Here is a 19,694-nt window from a genome sequence, read left to right as displayed (position 1 = left end):
TGCTCATCGAAATCCCTTTGTGATTAATTTCAGCCAGTCAGAACGCGAGTTGTTGCGTGAGCTGCGTGGCGGCGTTTTCCAGGCGCAACAGAAACGCCTTGCGCGGCTGGCCTCCACCATAGCCGGTCAACGCGCCATCTGCGCCGATCACCCGGTGACACGGCACCACGATCGACAGGCGATTGTGCCCGTTGGCCAGACCGACGGCGCGGCTGGCGCCGGGTTTGCCCAGCGCGATGGCGATGGCGCCGTAAGTGCTGGTGTGGCCGTAGGGGATTTGCAGCAGCGCCGCCCAGACCTGGCGGTCGAACGCGCTGCCGGGTAAATGCAGGGCGACGCTGAACTCGTTCAGTCTGCCGACAAAATACTCCGCCAGTTGCGTTTCGATCTGCTGCAAATGCGCGTTGTGTCCCGGTGCGACCGCGTAACCGTAGCGCGCCTGCAATTGTTCGACTTCGCGGGTCAGCGCCGGCCGGTCGAGAAATTCCAGCAGCACCAGGCCGCGGCGCTCGGCCATGGCGATCATCGGTCCCAGCGGCGTGGTCAGCCGGGTGAACAGCAGCGGCTCGCTCTGGGCGACGCGGCCGGGGGTGATGTTGAAGGACTTCTGAAACGCATCACGGAAACCGCTGAGCGATTCATAGCCGGAGTCGAAGGCCGCATGGTCGATCGATGCGCCTTGCTTGATTCCGCCCAGCGCCATGCCCAGCCGTCGTGTGCGCAGCCAGGCATGGAAGGTCATGCCGAAGTGCTGCTTGAACCAGCGGCGCAGTTTCAGCGGTTCGATGCCTTCAGCGAGCAACTGCGCATCGCTCCAGCGCACCTCGGGGTCGGCATCCACAGCGCTGAGCAGGCGCTGCACCCAGTCCGGGGCGATGGCCGCTGCATCCAGCGGTTTGCAGCGCAGGCAGGCGCGGTAGCCGGCCGACAGGCAATCGTCGGCATGCGCGAAAAACTCGACATTCTCCGGTTTCGGTTTGCGCGCCGTGCAACTGGGGCGGCAAAAGATTCCGGTGGTTTTCACCGCCGTGAAGAACACGCCCTCATAGGCAGTGTCGCGTTCAAGCATGGCGCGAACCATTTCGGCATGGGGCGGCAGGGCAGAGGTCTGTATGTTCATGGGCTGAGAGTAAAACTGCTTCGTCGATGACTCCACCGAAAAATCGACAGTGAATTTTTTTCGATCTGCACCACAATGAGTCGACCGCCGCTTTCGAGGAGTCAACGCCATGCCACCGTTCACCATCCAGCGCATCGACCACATCGTGCTGCGCGTCGCTGATCTGCAACGCAGCATCGACTTTTACGCCCGGGTATTCGGCGCCGAAGTCGTCCGTCACAACCAGCCGCTGGGCTTGGTACACCTGCGCGCCGGTACGTCGATGATCGATCTGGTCGACCTGCAAGGCGAGCTGGGCCGCAAGGGTGGCGGCGCAGCAGGGGCGGAGCGGCGCAATGTCGATCATTTCTGCCTGCGCATCGAACCGTTCGACGAAGCGGCGCTCACCGTTCACTTGCAGGCCTGTGGCCTGACCGTGGAGAAAGCCGCCAGACGCTTCGGCGCCGAAGGTTACGGCCTCTCGCTGTATTGCTTTGACCCGGACGGCAACCAGGTCGAACTCAAAGGGCCGAGCGAAGCCTGATTCGGCTCAGGTCACTAGAGCAGGCACCGTTGGTCTTTTCCATCGCACTCCACAAGCCTTGGGCATTCCAAACAAGTCCGATCACGACTTTTCTGGAGGCAGCCATGACCCATCCATCCAGCACTGACAAGCCGCTCGAAGAAACCCTCAGCCCGAACGACGATGGTTTTGTTATCGGCACCGCCGGGCGCGACGAAGACCCTAACGCCACGACCGACTGGGACCATGCGCGCGACACCGACGAGGTGATGACGCCCGCCGATACCCGCGGTTTGCCCGGCTATCCGGGCGCAGAGAAGGCCGGCAAGGACACGCAAAGTGTCGACAGCACCATCCCGGCGAACGGCGACCCGGCCCTGCAAACCAACGACAGCGCCGATTGAACCGTAGTACGACAGCAGATCGCGGGAGGCTTGCGATGAATAAACCGATGCTCAAATGTGCGCTGGTCGCGCTGACTTTCTCTCTCGGCATGGCACAGGCCTATGCCGCGCAAACCAAGCGCGTCGATGTGCTGCTGGTGGGCGGCGGGATCATGAGTTCGACCCTGGCGGTGTGGCTCAGCGAGCTGGAACCGGGCTGGTCGATGGAAATGGTCGAGCGCCTGGACAAGGTCGCCGAGGAAAGCTCCAACGGCTGGAACAACGCCGGCACCGGCCACTCGGCGCTTGCCGAACTGAACTACACGCCGGAGAAGGACGGCAAGATCGACATCACCAAAGCCGTCGAAATCAACGAAGCGTTCCAGATCACCCGGCAGTTTCTCGCCTGGCAGGTGAAAGCCGGCGTGTTGAAAAATCCGCGTTCGTTCATCAATTCCACGCCGCACATGAGCTTCGTCTGGGGCGATGACAACATCCGCTTCCTGAAAAAGCGCTACGAGGCGTTGCAGGCCAGCCCGTTGTTCCGGCCGATGCAATATTCCGAAGACCCGGCGCAGATCAAGCAATGGGTGCCGCTGATGATGGAGGGGCGCGACCCGGCGCAGAAAATCGCCGCGACCTGGACGCCGATCGGCACCGACGTCAATTTTGGCGAGATCACCCGGCAGTTCGTCAGCCATCTGCAATCGCGCGATAACTTCTCGCTGCAGCTGTCCTCGGAGGTACGTGACATCACCCGTAACGATGACGGCTCCTGGCACGTCGAATACAAAAATCTGAAGGACGGCACGACCACCGCCACCGACGCCAAATTTCTGTTTATCGGTGCCGGTGGTGCAGCGTTGCCGCTGTTGCAGAAGTCCGGCATCGAGGAGGCCAAGGACTACGCCGGGTTCCCGGTCGGCGGCTCGTTTCTGGTCACCGAGAATACCGAAATAGCCCAGCGGCACATGGCCAAGGCCTATGGCATCGCCTCCACCGGCGCGCCGCCGATGTCGGTGCCGCACCTCGACACGCGCGTGCTCGACGGCAAACGGGTGATTCTGTTCGGGCCGTTTGCGACGTTCTCGACCAAGTTCCTCAAGGAGGGCTCGTACTTCGACCTGCCGGCCAGTACCACGTTGCATAATCTGTGGCCGATGGTCCGGGTCGGCGTGCGTGAATTCGACCTGGTGCAATACCTCGCCGGCCAGTTGATGCAGTCAGACGATGACCGTTTCGAGGCGCTCAAAGCGTATTTCCCACAGGCGCAAAAGCAGGACTGGCGCTTGTGGCAAGCTGGCCAGCGTGTGCAGATCATCAAGAAGGACGAGCAGCAGGGCGGGGTGCTCAAGCTTGGTACCGAGGTGGTCGCGTCCAGGGACGGCAGCATTGCCGCGTTGCTCGGTGCCTCACCGGGTGCCTCGACGGCGGCGCCGATCATGCTTGATCTGATGCAGAAGGTGTTCAAGGACAAACTGGCGTCGGCGCCGTGGCAGGACAAGCTGCGCCAGATCGTGCCCAGCTACGGCACGCGCCTGAATGAACACCCGGACAAGGTCATGGAGGAGTGGCGCTACACCAGCGACGTGCTGCAACTGACGCCGCCACCGGGCATCGATCAGGCGCAGCCGAGCAATCCGCCGACGCACATCGACGCGGTGCAACAGCCACATCTGGACAGCGATCCCGATCTCAAGCCTTGAACAGTGGGGGTGGTGGCGCCGGGCGAACTTTTCCCGTTCGGCGCCACTCTGAACCAGTCAGAGGGTGACCGGGCGGCAGAAAAAACTGGCCCGGCAGGCAGTTTTGGCGCGCGCCGTGATAAATTCGTCGCACGTTACGCCGACCCCGAATGGCCCCAGGCGGCCCCACCAAGAGCGATCTACATGCAAGCAAAGGCCCGTGAGGTTTATGTGCCACCGGTGCTGCAGGATCTGCGGGCCGGCACAGCCGAACTGCACATCGCACTGGAAAAACGCCTTCCTTTTTTCTCCGACACCCTTGATACCCAGGCTTTCGAGCGCCTGATGCAGGCCTATTACGGCTTTTACCGGCCACTGGAACAGGCCCTGCAAGCCAGCAACGCGATTCCGGACGACTTCGATCTGACCCCACGGCTCAAGACCGCAACCTTGCGCGCTGACCTGCAAGCGCTGGGCGCCAGTGCCGAAGCGCTGGCCAGCCTGCCGCAATGCGATGAGTTGCCGCGTATCGATTCCAGCGCGGCCTGCCTCGGCGTGTTGTATGTACTGGAAGGTGCGACCCTCGGCGGGCAGATTCTGCGCCGGGAAATCGCTGCCCGGTTGGGCCTGGAAGCCGACAACGGCGCGGCTTTTCTCGATGTCTACGGCGCGGCCACCGGGCGCCGCTGGCGCGATTTCATCGAATACCTCGGCAGCCGGCCCATGGACGCTGCCGAACGGGCAGCCGTCGTCCGCGCTGCGCAAACTACATTCAGCTGTTTCGAGCAGTGGCTCGAGCGCCGGGAGGTGCTGGCATGACCCCGCAAGATAAACAAGCCTTCGAAGAGCTGCTCGCCAACTGCGCCGACGAACCGATCCGGTTTCCCGGTGCGATTCAGCCGCACGGTCTGCTGTTGACCCTGAGCGAGCCTGCACTGCAGATCATTCAGGTCAGCGCCAACGTCGAAACATTGCTCGGCCGCGCGCCAGAGCCGCTGATCGGCCAGCCGCTGCACGAACTGATTGGCCTGGAGCACTGCGCGCAGGTGCTTGAGGCGCTGCAACGCGATGCGCAAGCCGATGCGCCACCGCTGTACTTTCGCCTGAATGGCACCGCCTTCGAGGGTTTGCTGCACCGCCATCAAGGCGTGCTGATCCTGGAACTGGAAATCCACGTCGAGAACTTCCAGCCGCGCAACGTCGCCGGGGTCAAGACTCATCTGGGGCGCATGCTGCAACGTCTGCAAGCGGCGACATCGCTGCAGGCGCTGTACGACATCAGCGTCAAGGAAATCCAGGCGATGACCGGTTACGACCGGGTGCTGATCTATCGGTTCGAGGAGGAGGGCCACGGTCAGGTCATCGCCGAAGCCTCCGATCCATCGATGGAAATGTTCAACGGCCTGTTTTTCCCGGCCTCGGACATTCCCGAACAGGCCCGCGAGCTGTACCGCACCAACTGGCTGCGGATCATCCCCAATGCCGATTATCAGCCGGTGCCGCTGGTGCCGAAGTTGCGCCCGGACACCCAGCAGCCGCTGGACCTGAGCTTCGCTACGCTGCGCAGCGTCTCGCCGATCCATTGCCAGTACATGAAGAACATGGGCGTGCTGTCGTCGATGAGCATTTCCCTGCTCAAGGGCGACAAACTCTGGGGTTTGATCAGTTGTGGCAATCGCGAACCCTTGCATGTGCCTCATGAATTGCGCATGGCCTGCCAGACCATCGGCCAGGTGCTGTCGCTGCAGATCAGCGCGATGGAAGCGCTGGAACTCAGCCGTCAGCGCGACGAAAAGCTCGAAGCGCTGGCGCAGCTCAATCAGGCGATGATCGATTCGCCGCAGAACGTCTTCGACGGTCTGGCGCAACAACCCGAGACGTTGATGGCCCTGACCGGCGCCGGCGGCATCGCGATTATCGAAGACAAGCAATTGCACCGTTACGGCAACTGCCCGGAACCGGAAGACATCCGCGCGCTGCACAAATGGCTGCAGGAGCGCGGCGAGCCGGTGTTCGCCAGCCACCATTTGTCCAGCGTCTACCCACCCGCAGCGCAGTATCAGCAGGTGGCCAGCGGGGTGCTGGCGTTGAGCTTGCCCAAACCGGTAGAGAATGGCGTGCTGTGGTTCCGCCCGGAGGTCAAAGAAAACATCAATTGGAGCGGCGACCCGCGCAAACCGCTGGACCTGGAAAACTCCGACGCGGGCCTGCGCCTGCGGCCGCGCACCTCGTTCGAGATCTGGAAGGTCGAGATGGCCGGCATTTCAGTCAAATGGAGCCACGGCGACCTGTTCGCCGCCAACGACTTGCGCCGCTCGGCACTGGAAAACGACCTGGCACGCCAGGTGCGCCGCGAGCAGGAAGCGGTGCGCGCGCGTGAGGAGCTGGTGGCGGTGGTCTCCCACGACCTGCGCAACCCGATGACGGTGATCTCGATGCTTTGCGGGATGATGCAGAAAGCCTTCAGCTCGGACGGCGCGCATACTTCGCGGCGCATCTCCACGGCCATCGACACGATGCAGCAGGCCACGGCGCGGATGAATACCCTGCTGGAAGATTTGCTCGATACCTCGAAAATCGATGCCGGGCGCTACACCATTACCCCGCAGCCGCTGGAAGTCGGGCATATCTTCGAAGAGGCGCAGTCGCTGCTGACGCCGCTGGCGCAGGACAAGGACATCAGCATTTCCTTTGAAGCTGATCCGGATCTGCGGATCCACGCCGACCCTGAGCGGTTGTTTCAGGTGCTGTCGAATCTGGTCGGCAATGCGATCAAGTTCACTCCGCGTCTGGGCACTGTGGGTGTGCATGCGACCACAGTGGGTGACGAAATTGTGTTTACTGTGCGTGATAGCGGTGAGGGGATTCCGAAGGAGCATTTGCCGCATGTGTTCGATCGGTACTGGACGGTGAAAGAGGGTAATCCGACGGGGACGGGGCTGGGGTTGTATATCACTCAGGGGATCGTTGAGGCGCATGGCGGGCGGATCGTTGCCGAGAGTGAGCCGGGGCGGGGGAGTGAGTTTCGGTTTACGGTGCCGCGGGTCGCTTGATCTTTGATCTTTGATCTTTGATCTTTGATCTTTGAGTTTTGGGTACATATCCGTTGCTGCGGTAACGGCTGCTTAGGGTTCCGCCCTTACGGCGGGTCACCTTTTTCAAACGCCAAAAAGGTAACCCAAAACGCTTGCTCCTACGTACGGCCCTCGCAGGCTCGGGTCCCTTCGCTCCGGGATCGATCCGGGCGCAGCGGCTACGGTTTGCTGCGCTGCACCTCCTTCCGCTGTGTCTGGCTGCGCCAGACGGTCGCTGCGCTCCCACGCCCGGATCAATCCCTCCACTCAGCCTTCCGACGTCGCCGGTGACGCAAGATCAAGAGCACTCGAGCTTGCGCTCATTGTTGAGTGGTGAGAAGCGTCGCATGGCGTTGGATCTGCGGTGTGGCTGCCCCTCACCCCAGCCCTCTCCCCCTGGAGAGGGAGCCGATCTATGGGCTGTTCAAGTCCTGAGTTCGACTCGATATCGCATGTCGGCGTACCTTTCACATCCACCTCGGTCAGTCCCCTCTCCCTCCGGGAGAGGGATAGGCGGGCGGCGTTCCGATGAGGGGCTTTTGATCTTCAGCGTCGCCATCAAGATCAAAAGCAGGCGAGCTGACACTCGGCCTCATGGTTGTACTCGGCCCCTGTGGGAGCTTGCCTGCAAGCGATTGGGCCCGCACAGCCAACACATCATTGCCAGACCCGCCGCCATCGCCAGCAGGCTGGCTCCCACAGGTCGACCGCGTTCCAGCTGCAAGAATGCAATCAAATGGTGGGAGCTTGCCTGCAAGCGATTGGGCCCGCACAGCCAACACATCATTGCCAGACCCGCCGCCATCGCCAGCAGGCTGGCTCCCACAGGTCGACTGCGTTCCAGCTGCAAGAATGCAATCAAATGGTGGGAGCTTGCCTGCAAGCGATTGGGCCCGCACAGCCAACACATCATTGCCAGACCCACCGCCATCGCCAGCAGGCTGGCTCCCACAGGTCGACCGCGTTCCAGCTGCAAGAATGCAATCAAATGGTGGGAGCTTGCCTGCAAGCGATTGGGCCCGCACAGCCAACGCGCTAGTTGGCCAAAAGGTAATTTTCTTCAATACCCGCCCATCGGCGCTGACTAAGGTGAGCCCCTTGTTCCTCGTTTTGAAGCAGGTGTGCGATGAGTCTGATTGTTTCGATGGCGGCGTTTGCGTTGGCGGCTTCCATCACGCCGGGGCCGGTGAATATCGTGGCGTTGAGTTCGGGGGCGCAGTATGGGTTTCGGGCCAGTCAGCGGCATGTCGCCGGGGCGACGTTGGGGTTTGTGTTGTTGCTGGTGTTGATGGGGCTGGGTCTGCATGAGGTTCAGCAGCGCTGGCCGTACATGACCCGTTTGGTGCAATGGGCCGGTGTTGCGTTTGTGCTGTTCATGGCGTGGAAACTGGCCAGTGATGACGGACGGCTCAACGCCGCCGATACAGGGCGGGCGCCGTCGATGCTCTATGGTGCGGTCATGCAATGGCTCAACCCCAAAGCCTGGCTGGCGTGTGTGGCGGGTATGGGGGCGTTTGTTGCCGATGGCGAGACGCGGTTGGTCTGGCAGTTTGCGGCGGTGTATCTGGTGATCTGTTATCTGTCGGTCGGCTGCTGGGCGTATGCGGGGACGTTTTTGCGCGGGTATCTGAACAATGCCAAGGGGATGCGCTGGTTCAATCGGGTGATGGCCGGGTTGTTGGCGTTAAGCGCAATCTATTTGCTGCTCCCGTGACCCATGTAGGAGTGAGCCTGCTCGCGATGGCGGTTACTCAGACAACAAATACGTCGACTGAATAACCGCTATCGCGAGCAGGCTCACTCCTACAGGGATTTTGGTCAATCTCACATGAACGGCAACTCAAACGCCGCCCCTTCCATGTGATACACCGTCGGCTCTTCGGAAAAATATTCTTCCAGCCCCAGCATGAACAATCGATGATCCTCACTCGCCTCAAAACCCGGTGTGTGATCCTCAAGCGACTGCCAGCGCACGATCAAATTGTAGTGCTCGGGCGTTTCGATCCCTTGCGCGAGCATGTGCCCGCCATAACCCTTGGCGCGGCGGAGCAAGGGTGCGACCTCGGCGAAGGCCTGTTTGAACCGCTCAACGTGTTGTTGATGCACGGGTAGCACAGCGATCTCGTAAACCATGACGTTCCCCTTAAATTGAGTGCTGCGTGGTGGATGGCGCATCGCTGAGTGCGGATGGATCGACGGCAATCGCGATCTTGCCCAGCAGTCCGTTGTTACGGCTTTCCAGTCGGGCGTGGGCGAGTCCGAGGTCGGCCAGTGCATAAACCGCGCCGACATGCGGGCGCAATTGACCGCGTTCGACCAGTGCGCTCAATTCATCGAGCTTGCCGCGATTCTGGCGGGTGAACACGAAGTGGAAACTGGCATTTTTGCCCCAGGCCTGGATCACGTTCTGTGGCTGGGCGATATCGACGATGGTCACCACCCGGCCCAGTTGCGCGAGTGCGTCGGGGCTGCGTGCCAGGGTGTCGCCGCCAATGGTGTCGAACACCACATCAACGCCATGCCCGCCGGTTTCGCGCAGGATGGCGTCGATGTAGTCCTCTTTCTCGTAATCGATCAGGACATCGGCACCCATGCGCCGCGCGAACTCGAAGTTGGCTTCGCGCACGGTGGTGAAGACCTTCGCACCCATGGCTTTGGCCAGTTGGATCGCAACGTGCCCGACGCCACCCGCGCCGCCATGAATCAGCACACTTTCACCGACCCTGAGCGACGCTCGCACCACCAGCGCTTCCCACGCCGTGCCGCCGACCAGGCTGAGGCTGGCCGCTTCGAGATGGCTCAGCGCTTTCGGCTTCTTGGCCACGATAGTCTGCGCGGCAACGTGGTACTCGGCGTAACTGCCAGACCCGGCAAAGATCTGCGGGGTGTACCAGACCTCGTCGCCCGGCACGAAAGCCGTCACGCCCGGCCCGACTGCCTCGACCACGCCGGAGACGTCGTGACCGCTGATGGCCGGCAGCGGCACAAGGTCGGGGTAGTCGCCGCGGCGAACCTGATAATCCAACGGGTTGATGGAAGTAGCGTGTACTCGCACCAGTACTTCGCCAGCGTTGGGGATGGGCGTGGGAACGTCGCGCAGTTCGAACGATTCCGGGCCGCCAAATGATTCAAGCATCATCGCTTTCATTGCATTTCCTCGTTTCGGTAAAAAGGGATATCGGGAATTCTCGATATCATGGGGCAAAAAATTACAGCTCGCTGCCGATGATCTCGGCCAGCTCACGGATTGCCGCTTCATTGCGCTTGTAGTACGTCCATTGGCCGATGCGTCTGACTTCGACCAGACCCGCCCGTTGCAGCGTCGCCAGATAATCGGACACCGTCGACTGCGACAGCCCGACGCCTTCCTGAATACTGCTGACGCAAACACCCACCGTATGCACGTCGCCTTCATCCTGAGGAGGAAAGCTGTTGGCCGGGTCCTTCAAGCCTTTGAGAATCTCGAGGCGAGTACGGTTGGAGAGTGCTTTGAAGATGTCGAGTAGGTCCATGCCGCGAAGATATCGGATTTTCCCGATATGTCAACGACTGATTTCGATGGGTCATCAACCCCGATACTGCCCCGGCGTCGCCGCCAGATGCTGTTTGAACGCACGCTGGAAATGCGCCTGATCGGCAAACCCGGCCGCGAGCGCGACGTCGGCGATCAACTGGCCGCGGCGCAGGCGCTCGCGGGCGAACTGGATGCGCTGGTTGACCACGAACGCATGGGGCGTCATGCCGTAATGCTGTTTGAACGCGCGGATCAGGTACGACGGCGATAGCTGCGCCGCGGTGCAGATCTCGTCGAGGCTCAGCGCATCGGTGCAATGCTCGCGAATGAAATCGGCGGCGCGTTCGAGCTTGTCGCTCGCCTCGCGCAACGGCGCGCTGGCGGGGTTCAGGCGCAGGTGCAGATCGCTGAAAAACTCCACCGCTGCGCTGTGTTTGCGCAGCAGGTCGTGTTGATCGTCGACGAGGATTTCGTACAGCGCGTGCAAATCGTGAAACAGCGCCGCGTCATCGAGATGGGTCACAGCAAAGCGACAAAACCCCTGTGCACCGAACCCCAGCTGTTGCTGCAAATCGCGCAGCCACGGCGTCTCGACGTACAGCATCACATACGACCACGGCTGATCGTCGATCGGATTGCACGCGTGCACATCGCCGGGGTTCATCAGCACCACCGTGCCTGCGGCCACTTCGAACGCTGATTGCTCATGCACATACGTGCTGCGCCCGGCGGTGATCGCGCCGATGGAGAAGTGCGCGTGGGAGTGCCGCGCATAACAGACCTCACGGCCATCGGCGATGGCCCGCGCCTCGATGAAGGGCAGGGCATCGTCGCGCCAGAAGCGCGGGGCTTTTTCTGGGTTTTTGGCGGCAGCGTGTTTCATGGTGGTTATCCCGGCAGGCCAGTGCGCCAGTGTAGGGGCTGCGGACGCCAAAGGCTCGTCCAAGTTCGACAGGATTGGCTTTTTCAGGCCCAACGGCGCATGCAAATCGGTAAATGGTGCGCTCATCAAAACGGTTGAACTCCGCGCCAGACTCTTCCGTCACTTCTTATGAGGGGACTCAGGGCAATGTTGTCAGGTCGCCCCACTTAACGTTTTCACTCAGAAGGCGAGGGACCACATGAACACTTCAGATAACAGGGCAGGAACCACCGCAGACGAACCGTCCAAGGGCCAGGCCGGGCAGGCCTTCGAGCATTTGAAAGACGACGTCAGCGAAACGCTCGGCGGTGCTCGACAGCAAGCCGATGCGCAATTCGGTCAGTATCGTGACACGGCCGCCGAGCAGATTGAAGCGCTGGCGCAAGGCGCGAAAAGCTTCGTCTCGGAGCTGGAGGACAAGGACACGCTGGGCATGTCCGATTACCTCTCCGACATGGCCGAGTCGATGACCGGCCTGGCGCAGAATCTGCGTGGCAAGAGTGCCGAACAACTGTTGCACGACGCCGCCGAGCTGGCGCGCAGCAACCCCGCGTTGTTCATTGCCGGCAGTGTGGCGATCGGTTTCGGCCTGTCGCGGTTTCTCAAGGCAGGCACTTCTGCGGCGGCCGAAGTGACTGCCGATCATCAGCCGACAGCCGGCAGCTCGACGCCTCCCGCCGGCGGTTTCGGCGCCCAGCGACCCTATGAAACCTCCACTGCAACCCGCACTGATCCCAGTCCTGGCCTGGCGACCGGTATCACCCCGACGTCGGCCGATGAGCACGATCACCCGAGTGATTTTGCCGGAACCGCCATCCCCACCTCGCCAACCAAAGGAGACCTGTCATGAACCGAGACGATGCAGATCTGCAAGGCGCCCGACCCACAGCCAACCATGACGACGCGTCGGTGACGGGATTACTGCGCCAGCTGTCGCGCGAAGTGCCCGCGCTGTTCACCAAGGAACTGGCGCTGGCCAAGGCCGAGTTTCAGTCCAGCCTCAACACGCTCAAGGCCGGTATCGGTGCGGTTGCCGGCGGGGCGATTGTGCTGCTGGCGGGGCTGATCATTTTGCTGATGTCGGCGGTGTACGGCCTGAGTATGTTCATGGCGCCATGGCTGGCGGCGCTGATCGTCGGCGTGGTGGTGATGATCATCGGTTTTGTCATGGTGCAGTCGGGCAAAAAGCAGTTCGAACCGTCCCACTTCAAACCTGACCGGACGCTGGACGCCTTGAACAAAGACCAGGAAGCGCTGCGGAGGAAAGCCTCATGAAGACTGAATTGGATATCGAATCGCAAAAAAGCCCTGAGCAGATCGAGCGCGAGATCGATGCGCAACGCGCCAGCATCGGCAACATCGTCGACCAACTGGAAAGCAAGTTCACCCCCGGCCAGATGATCGATCAGGCGTGGGGCATGCTGCAGAACAACGGCTCGCAGTTCGTCACCAACCTGGGCACCAGCGTGCGCAACAACCCGGTGCCGGCGGTGTTGACCTCGGTCGGCCTGCTCTGGCTGATGATGGGCCAGAACCGCCCGCCAATGCCGCAGCCGACGTACCGCAGCGGCCCGGATCAGGACCGCGCTGGCGAGTGGGCTGATGGCTTGGCCGATAGCCTTGGCAGCGCGCGCGAGCATATGCATCAGACCAGCGATTCGCTCAAGCACGGCTATCAATCGCTCAAGGGCAAGGCTGCGCACATGGGCGAAAACGTCGGTGCTGCCAAGGAAAATCTGCGTCACTCGATGCACGATGCCAGCGACCGACTGACCCAGAGCAGCCAGGCCATGGGGCAGCAATTCAGTCAGTTGCTCAAGGAGCAGCCGCTGATGGTCGCGGCGGCCGGTATCGCGCTCGGCGCCATGCTCGGTGCCGCGTTGCCCAAGACTTCAGCCGAGCAACGCTATCTGGGGCGGACCAGTGCGGGCATGGTCGATAAAGTGAAAAAACAGGCGCGGGAGAGCTATGAAACGGTCCGCGATACGGTGACCAAGACGACCGAGCAGGCGACGGGTCAGGGGTCTCAGCCTGGGCACGCGACGACGCCTGATGAATCGGCGGATCTGTCCAAGGGATTGGGGACGTCTTGACGATGCGGGTAAAGGAGGCCTTGGAATGGCCTCCTTTTTTATTGCCGATTGTTTATGTCTGTTTGGAAGGGCGGCGTTTGGGCTATTGGGGTGTGTCATTTTCCCTCACCCCAGCCCTCTCCCAAAGGGAGAGGGGGCCGACCGAGGTGTCTTGCGGGATGCGTCGACCTGAGTGATTGAGTCGATTGTGGATTCAGCGCACACCGGAATCGGCAAAGCCGAAAAGCTCTATCCGATCATGGATTCACCGCTGCACGTTCAGGTCGGCATATTTCCTCAATATCCCCGAATCAGTCCCCTCTCCCTCTGGGAGAGGGCTAGGGTGAGGGCTGTCCCTGAAGAAACCGTCCATCACGATCAAAAAAGGACCCCACCATGCAAACCCTGACCGGCGGCTGCCTCTGCGGCAATGTCCGCCTCGAAGCCAAAGGCCAACCCTACCGCGTCGGCCTCTGCCACTGCCTCGACTGCCGCAAAGTCCACGGCGCGCTGTTCCACGCTTCGGCCATTTTCCCCGCCAGCGCCGTCACCCTTAGCGGTGAAACCCGCGAATATGCCGGGCGACATTTCTGCCCGCGCTGCGGATCCTCGGTATTCAACCGCAGCGACGACGAAATCGAGGTCAACCTCGGCGCCCTCGATGCTCCCGATCAATTGCAACCGACCTACGAAAGCTGGACCCTGCGCCGTGAGTCCTGGCTGCCGGCGTTTGCGCTGGCGCACCATTACCCGCGTGATCGCGAGGGCCCAGGCCGCTCGGAAGATTAGCCGGAGCCCAGCCTTGCGGCGGCTCGATCAACCGCGAATAAACGCCAGCAGATCGGCGTTGATCGTCTCGGCTTCGGTCGTCGGCATGCCGTGCGGGAACCCCGGATAAGACTTCAGCGTACCGTTGGGCAGCAACTTCGCCGACAGCGGTCCCGAGTTGGCATACGGCACGATCTGATCGTCCTCGCCATGCATCACCAGCACCGGCACGCTGACTTTTTTCAGGTCCTCGGTGAAGTCGGTCTGCGAAAACGCGACGATGCCGTCGTAATGTGCCTTGGCCGAGCCCATCATGCCCTGGCGCCACCAGTTGGCGATCACGCCTTCCGAAGCCTCGGCGCCGGTGCGGTTGTATCCATAAAACGGCCCGCTCGGCACGTCCCGATAGAACTGCGCGCGATTGGCCGCCACCTGCGCCTGAAAGCCATCGAACACCGATTTCGGCAAGCCGCCGGGATTGCTCGCGGTCTGCACCATCAACGGCGGTACGGCGGCAATCAACGCCGCTTTGGCGACGTTGTCCTGGCCGTGGCGGGCGATGTAGTGGATCACTTCGCCGCCTCCGGTGGAGTGGCCGACGTGCACCACATTCTTTAAGCCTAAATGCTTGACCACTGCCAGGGCATCGTCGGCGTAGTGGTCCATGTCGTGGCCGTCCCAGACCTGACTGGAGCGCCCATGCCCGCGCCGATCGTGGGCAATTACGCGAAAGCCCTGGCCAAGGAAGAACAGCATCTGCGCATCCCAGTCGTCCGAACTGAGCGGCCAGCCATGGTGGAAGTGGATCACCGGCGCATCGCGCGGGCCCCAGTCCTTGTAGAAGATTTCGACGCCGTCTGTGGTGGTGACAAATCCCATGTTCGCGACTCCTGACCGATGTGGAGGGCAGCCCGCGCGACACGCGCCGGCCGATTTGGCTGATACAGGTGATGCGCTGGCTCGGTGCGAGCCGTTATCAACTGTAGGAGCAATGTCGATGTGTGCATGACCGGTGGTCGCAACGTCTCGCTTGAACGTGCAAGTCAGGCTTCGCTGAAAGGGAAACCGAGGCGCGGCGGTGCCTGCGATATTTTTGTCGAGCAGTTCAAACTGTGGGCCGATGCGGCTGGGCCGGACCCGGTGGCGGGAATATGATGTGAGCCCTTGTCAATTCAGGGCTAAGCTGAAGAGCATTACAGCCTGTGGAGTGTGTGATGCTGGTGCCCGGAAAACCCGAGAATGAAGCGGCGCGCGTGCAAGCGCTGCAGGGTCTCAACCTGCTCGACTCGGCCCCCGAAGAGCGCTTCGATCGTCTGACGCGGCTGGCCAAGCGCCTGTTCAACGTGCCGATTGCACTGGTGACGCTGGTGGACAAGGACCGCCAGTGGTTCAAGTCCTGCGTCGGCCTCGACGCCACCGAAACGCCGCGAGACGTGTCGTTCTGCGGTCACGCGATCCTGCAGAACGAGCTGCTGCTGGTGCCGGACGCCCGCGAAGACCTGCGTTTTCATGACAACCCGCTGGTGACCGGGGCGCCAAACATTCGCTTCTATGCCGGTTATCCGCTGACCGTTCCCCATGGCAACAAGTTGGGCACGCTGTGCCTGATCGACACCAGGCCCCGCGAACTCGACGATGAAGAACGCGCACTGTTGCGCGATCTGGCAGAAATGGCCGAGCAGGAGCTGACCGCGGTGCAGATGGCGAGCATGGATGAACTGACCTTGCTGTCCAACCGCCGCGGCTTCAAGCAACTGGCCCAGCATGCACTGGACGCCTGTTCGCGGCTGAATCGCCCGGCGACCTTGCTGTTTTTCGACCTCAACGACTTCAAGCAGATCAACGATCTCTACGGGCATGCCGAGGGCGACAGTGCGCTGAAAACCTTTGCCGATGTGCTGCGCATCGCCTTTCGCGAAAGCGACGTGGTCGGGCGCCTGGGTGGCGATGAGTTCGTCGCGCTGCTGACCGGCTCCAGCCATGTCGAAACCACGGCGATCATGGCGCGCATGAATGAAATCCTCGAGGAACGCAACGCCACGCTGCACCGCGGCTACGCCATTCGGTTCAGCGTCGGCCAGATCGAATACGACCCCAAGCGCCACGACAGCGTCGACCGCTTGCTGGCCGATGCGGACGGCGCGATGTATGCACACAAGCAGGCCTTGAAACGCTGCTGATCCAGGCCCCATCGCCAGCAGGCTGGCTCCCACAGTGGTTATCGGGTGTACACAAAGCCCATTTCCACACCGAACCCTGTGGCAGCCAGCCTGCTGGCGATAGCGCCGGTCCAGTCAACATTTTCATCATCTGACCCGCCGCCATCGCCAGCAGGCTGGCTCCCACAATGGTTATCTGGTGAACACAACACCCATTCCCACCACAAAACCCTGTGGGAGCGAGCCTGCTCGCGATGGCGCCGGTCCAGTCAACATCCCCATCAACTGACCCACCGCATCCTCGACAGGCAGGCTTCAGCTTTGCGGTGGACTCAAGGCCTGATAAAAGGCCAGCCACTTCTCCTGATTGGCTTGTAATTCCTCAAGCGCAGGCGCGATCAGCGCTTCTTGCAACGCTTTGCTTTCATACGCCTCAAACAGGTGTCGCACAGCCGTACTGGCGATGGCGTTGACCTTGTTGGAGGCAAACGTATCGGGAACGTCGCTGCGTGACTGTACCTCCAGCGGCGCGCCCTCAATGTCGAGGCGGGTGAGCAGTGCTTCGCACCTGGCATTGGCGATTGGCAGGGTGCCGTGCCGGTATGCCTCGGCGTCGAAGGGCAGCGATTGCGCCGTTGCATCCGCGGCAGACGGCGTCAGCAGCGCAAGATCGATATCGCGGCGCAAGAAAACAGCAGATCGGTGAGTAAAGATTTCGTACACCCTCGTCGTCGACCCGCGCAGCAAGGCAATGATGGCAAACGGCGTGGCCTCCGCGTTTGGCTTCGCGGTCTTGGCGGGGCTTGCTGGCGCTGGCAGTTGCAGGGCAAACAATTCCAGGGCGTTGTCTTCGATATCCTGCCGTTGCGCCAATGGCAACCGGCAAAAAGCATCCTTGATGAAAGCGACATGTGCGTCCTTCATCTGTCGCAGGCGCGCGCTCAGTGCCGCACGAAACAAACTCGACACCTTGCCGAGCCGGGCCAGCGGTGCTTTGATCGACGGCAGTTGCAGTTCGGTATTGTTCGATTGCCAGCCCTGCAAATCGCCGGTCAACTTGCCGGCCACATGCAACTCGCTCAGCGAGAAATGTTTGCCACCCGACCCAGAGTTGAACAGTGCCTGTTCCTCCAGGTGCGGATTATCGATAAACACCTTGCGCAGATCAGCCAGTGCAACGGTCGCTGGTGTGGGACATTTCGCCAGAAAAGCCCGCTGCGAGAAACTGCGCATCCTCCGACAGTGGTCGCGGAAGATACTCTCGGCACGCTTCAGCGTGGCGGGGTGGTTGGCAGGATTTTCCTCGTCTCGCTGGACCACGCCTCTGGCAACCGCCCAATCGAGAACGACCGCAGCACAGACGTCGCTGCGCAGGAAACGGTAGAAGTCCGAAGGCGCCGGACCGTTGGTCAAGGTGATCAGTTGCGCGTAGGTCATCAGGCGTGCCACGCCTGGCAAGCGATCTTCGATATACAGCACCACCTGCTTGAACCGTACCCAGCGCACGCAACTCATGTATTGAAATGAAGCGGGAATATCGCGAATCAAGAATTCAGGGGCGATGCCGGACAGCAAAAGATGGGTCGCCAGTGACTTGTTTTTTATCAGCGCGAGACCGAATTGGCGGTCGAGGAAACGTCTGACTTCGTCATACCTTTCACCCCAGTAAAAACTGTCATTGACCGCTTGGCCGATGATCTGTTGCGACTGTTCGCCTGCCTTCGGATCAAGGCTGAGCAGCAGCGCTGCCAGCAGCAAGCGCTGGCGATTGGTCGCCAGCAGCTCCTTGGGCTGGGCGGGGCGCGCGATTTTCTCCAGTAGCTGGTTGCCCAAAGCCTGAGCGCGTGGGGTGATGAGGATGCGGCCGATCAGGTAGTCGGCCTTGGCGTTGAGGCTGGCCAAAGGCAGATCGGTATCGACGCCTTCGCTCAGGTAATCAATCAGCGGCGCAGCATCCTTGGGTAGAAATATCTGAGTGGTGTCGATGACCTGCTGGCGTTGTTCAGCGGTAAAACGTTCGGTCTGTTTACCGGGCTGGCCGAGCAGGTACCAATGATTCATGTAGCCGGGGCGCACGTGCAGGTTGATCTGGTCCCATTTCACAAAGTTGAGCGCCTGCTCGACGGTCTTTGGCAAAGGCAGCTCATAGAATCGCAGCATTTGTCCGAGCGTGACCTTGCCGCTGGCGCGAAAGGTACCGCCGGCTTTACGGGCCTTGGCCTTGAGGCGGTCGCGATAGACTTTCAGGTCGGCGTGTTTTTCCACCTCCGCGGTCAAGGTTATCCAGCCTCGGTCGCTGGCCGTACCGACGTGACCGGTTGCGCTGAGCAACAACGGGCTGTCAGCGGGCAGACCGTGTTTTTTCAGAATGGCCTGAAAGGCCGGACGGGCGCCGAATGTGCGCAGCTCTCGCTGACCTGATGCCATCCACTCTGCCAGTGCCGAATCCGGATGGGGCTCGCTGAACTCCTCAAGGTCGATTTTCGCCAAGGGTGACTTGTTCCAGCTCAGCGCTTGCAGTCGGCGCAGGATATACCGACCGTCTTCGACATTGGCAAAACCATGCCGATAGCTAAGGATCGGGCTGTCAGTCTGCACGTATTCGCTGACATACGGCAGTGTCGGCCAGCGGTGGTCGCGCAGGCGTTGTACCAGCGCTTTGGCTTGTTCGGCGTCCTCCGGGATCGGCAAGGCGTAGCGTTCAAGCAACGGGCCAAGCTTGAAACGCGGACCGCCTCGACTGGCCGAAACCGACGCGGAGGTCAGTGACACCGGTGTGGCCTCCATGCCGCGTTGTTCGAAGGGGTCGTGGGTCTTCAACACTGTTTCGAGGGTGTCGGCGATGGCCTGGAAGTCCGCCAGTTGCGCATCGCGCTCCTTGACCACGGCCGAGGTGGTATGACCGTTTTCATCAATCGCAGCGAGGCCGTCGGCCTTTAATTCAGCGACGATTACTTTCGTCTGGGCTTCGTTCTGCGGCTCGGGATAACCATAGAAAGCCAACGCGATCCGACGTGGAAAGCGGAACAGCGGATTGGCCGATTTGCCACCGATATACGGCAGGCCCATTTCGCCGGGGTCAATACGCTGGGCAATCCACAACAACGCCGGTGCGACCTGCCACCAGCCGGAATCATCGTCCAGAGCGAAGGTGCGTACGCTCGCGGTGCCATTCGTCTGGGTTCGCGCCTCCAGGGTGGCGCCCTTGATACGCAACGTATCCAGATCAATGTGAAAGCGACTGGCCCAGTCGAGAAACTCCGGGCGCTCCAGAGCCGCCCAGTACAGCTCCATCCATTCGCGCAGCAGGCAACCGCGCGGAATCTCCAGCGTACGCTCAGGCTCCTGAGGTTTGGCGACCGGGACGGCGGTCAACTCATCGATCAGGTTTTGAAGGAAAGTCTGTTGCGGTGACGCGGGTTGCACTGTGTCGTTCATTTGCGCTCTCCATGGCGGCTGACAGGCATCAAGCGCCGATTGTCGAGCGGTAGAGGG

18 protein-coding genes are annotated in these 19,694 nt (G+C 61.3%); 11 read left to right on the top strand and 7 right to left on the bottom strand.

Annotation, left to right across the window (positions count from 1 at the left end; genetic code table 11):
* Positions 1 to 37: 37 nt before the first annotated feature.
* A complete protein-coding gene (locus tag J3P75_RS16580) occupies positions 38 to 1,120 on the bottom strand; it encodes a bifunctional transcriptional activator/DNA repair enzyme AdaA (RefSeq protein ID WP_434707471.1) in 1,083 nt (360 codons plus the stop codon).
* A 109-nt stretch (positions 1,121 to 1,229) separates the two neighbouring features.
* Here J3P75_RS16580 and J3P75_RS16575 point away from each other — a divergent pair, with 109 nt between their 5' ends.
* The 6 genes from J3P75_RS16575 (at position 1,230) to J3P75_RS16550 (ending at position 8,478) form a co-directional block, all read left to right on the top strand.
* Complete coding sequence (locus J3P75_RS16575) at positions 1,230 to 1,643, top strand: VOC family protein (protein ID WP_434589556.1); 414 nt, start codon at positions 1,230 to 1,232, stop codon at positions 1,641 to 1,643.
* Between the two features lie 104 nt (positions 1,644 to 1,747).
* A complete protein-coding gene (locus J3P75_RS16570; protein ID WP_336354572.1) occupies positions 1,748 to 2,026 on the top strand; it encodes a hypothetical protein in 279 nt (92 codons plus the stop codon).
* 47 nt (positions 2,027 to 2,073) lie between these two features.
* Positions 2,074 to 3,711, top strand: coding sequence for a malate dehydrogenase (quinone) (gene mqo, locus J3P75_RS16565; protein ID WP_434711323.1), 1,638 nt, complete (start codon positions 2,074 to 2,076; stop codon positions 3,709 to 3,711).
* Between the two features lie 183 nt (positions 3,712 to 3,894).
* Positions 3,895 to 4,509 carry a biliverdin-producing heme oxygenase gene (locus tag J3P75_RS16560; protein ID WP_206415988.1) on the top strand — a complete coding sequence of 205 codons (615 nt, stop codon included), beginning with the start codon at positions 3,895 to 3,897 and terminating at the stop codon, positions 4,507 to 4,509.
* Entirely contained in the window at positions 4,506 to 6,743 is a 2,238-nt protein-coding gene (locus tag J3P75_RS16555) for an ATP-binding protein (protein ID WP_434707469.1), read from the top strand. Before J3P75_RS16560 ends, J3P75_RS16555 begins: the two co-directional genes overlap by 4 nt.
* Positions 6,744 to 7,890: 1,147 nt before the next feature.
* Positions 7,891 to 8,478 carry a LysE family translocator gene (locus J3P75_RS16550; protein WP_434707468.1) on the top strand — a complete coding sequence of 196 codons (588 nt, stop codon included), beginning with the start codon at positions 7,891 to 7,893 and terminating at the stop codon, positions 8,476 to 8,478.
* 110 nt (positions 8,479 to 8,588) lie between these two features.
* Here J3P75_RS16550 and J3P75_RS16545 read toward each other — a convergent pair whose 3' ends face one another.
* The 4 genes from J3P75_RS16545 to J3P75_RS16530 form a co-directional block, all read right to left on the bottom strand.
* Positions 8,589 to 8,897 carry an antibiotic biosynthesis monooxygenase family protein gene (locus tag J3P75_RS16545; protein WP_434707467.1) on the bottom strand — a complete coding sequence of 103 codons (309 nt, stop codon included), beginning with the start codon at positions 8,895 to 8,897 and terminating at the stop codon, positions 8,589 to 8,591.
* 10 nt (positions 8,898 to 8,907) lie between these two features.
* Entirely contained in the window at positions 8,908 to 9,912 is a 1,005-nt protein-coding gene (locus J3P75_RS16540) for a zinc-dependent alcohol dehydrogenase family protein (protein WP_434707466.1), read from the bottom strand.
* A gap of 61 nt (positions 9,913 to 9,973) precedes the next feature.
* Positions 9,974 to 10,276: an ArsR/SmtB family transcription factor gene (locus J3P75_RS16535; RefSeq protein ID WP_090282894.1), complete on the bottom strand. Its 303-nt coding sequence runs from the start codon at positions 10,274 to 10,276 to the stop codon at positions 9,974 to 9,976.
* Positions 10,277 to 10,330: 54 nt separating this feature from the next.
* A complete protein-coding gene (locus J3P75_RS16530; RefSeq protein WP_434707465.1) occupies positions 10,331 to 11,161 on the bottom strand; it encodes a helix-turn-helix domain-containing protein in 831 nt (276 codons plus the stop codon).
* A gap of 238 nt (positions 11,162 to 11,399) precedes the next feature.
* Between J3P75_RS16530 and J3P75_RS16525 the strand changes: the two genes are divergently transcribed.
* From J3P75_RS16525 to J3P75_RS16510, 4 genes are all read left to right on the top strand, one after another.
* The gene (locus J3P75_RS16525) at positions 11,400 to 12,050 is read left to right on the top strand and encodes a hypothetical protein (RefSeq protein ID WP_434707464.1); all 651 of its coding nucleotides are present in this window, start codon (positions 11,400 to 11,402) and stop codon (positions 12,048 to 12,050) included.
* Positions 12,047 to 12,475 (top strand): phage holin family protein, encoded by a 429-nt coding sequence (locus J3P75_RS16520; protein ID WP_093102271.1) that lies wholly within the window; start codon positions 12,047 to 12,049, stop codon positions 12,473 to 12,475. The genes J3P75_RS16525 and J3P75_RS16520 overlap by 4 nt, the downstream gene beginning before the upstream one ends.
* Entirely contained in the window at positions 12,472 to 13,293 is an 822-nt protein-coding gene (locus J3P75_RS16515; RefSeq protein WP_434707463.1) for a DUF3618 domain-containing protein, read from the top strand. Before J3P75_RS16520 ends, J3P75_RS16515 begins: the two co-directional genes overlap by 4 nt.
* Before the next feature lie 375 nt (positions 13,294 to 13,668).
* Positions 13,669 to 14,061 (top strand): GFA family protein, encoded by a 393-nt coding sequence (locus tag J3P75_RS16510; RefSeq protein WP_434707462.1) that lies wholly within the window; start codon positions 13,669 to 13,671, stop codon positions 14,059 to 14,061.
* 27 nt (positions 14,062 to 14,088) lie between these two features.
* Here J3P75_RS16510 and J3P75_RS16505 read toward each other — a convergent pair whose 3' ends face one another.
* The gene (locus J3P75_RS16505) at positions 14,089 to 14,919 is read right to left on the bottom strand and encodes an alpha/beta fold hydrolase (RefSeq protein ID WP_434707461.1); all 831 of its coding nucleotides are present in this window, start codon (positions 14,917 to 14,919) and stop codon (positions 14,089 to 14,091) included.
* A 335-nt stretch (positions 14,920 to 15,254) separates the two neighbouring features.
* Between J3P75_RS16505 and J3P75_RS16500 the strand changes: the two genes are divergently transcribed.
* Positions 15,255 to 16,220, top strand: coding sequence for a GGDEF domain-containing protein (locus tag J3P75_RS16500; protein WP_434707460.1), 966 nt, complete (start codon positions 15,255 to 15,257; stop codon positions 16,218 to 16,220).
* A gap of 294 nt (positions 16,221 to 16,514) precedes the next feature.
* On the opposite strand, the gene J3P75_RS16495 is transcribed toward J3P75_RS16500, so the two are convergent.
* Positions 16,515 to 19,637, bottom strand: coding sequence for a hypothetical protein (locus tag J3P75_RS16495; RefSeq protein ID WP_434707459.1), 3,123 nt, complete (start codon positions 19,635 to 19,637; stop codon positions 16,515 to 16,517).
* Positions 19,638 to 19,694 lie beyond the last annotated feature (57 nt).

Source organism: Pseudomonas sp. R1-1 (genome assembly GCF_051132135.1).
In the GTDB taxonomy this organism is placed as follows: domain Bacteria; phylum Pseudomonadota; class Gammaproteobacteria; order Pseudomonadales; family Pseudomonadaceae; genus Aquipseudomonas.
This window is presented reverse-complemented; position numbering and strand designations above follow the sequence as displayed.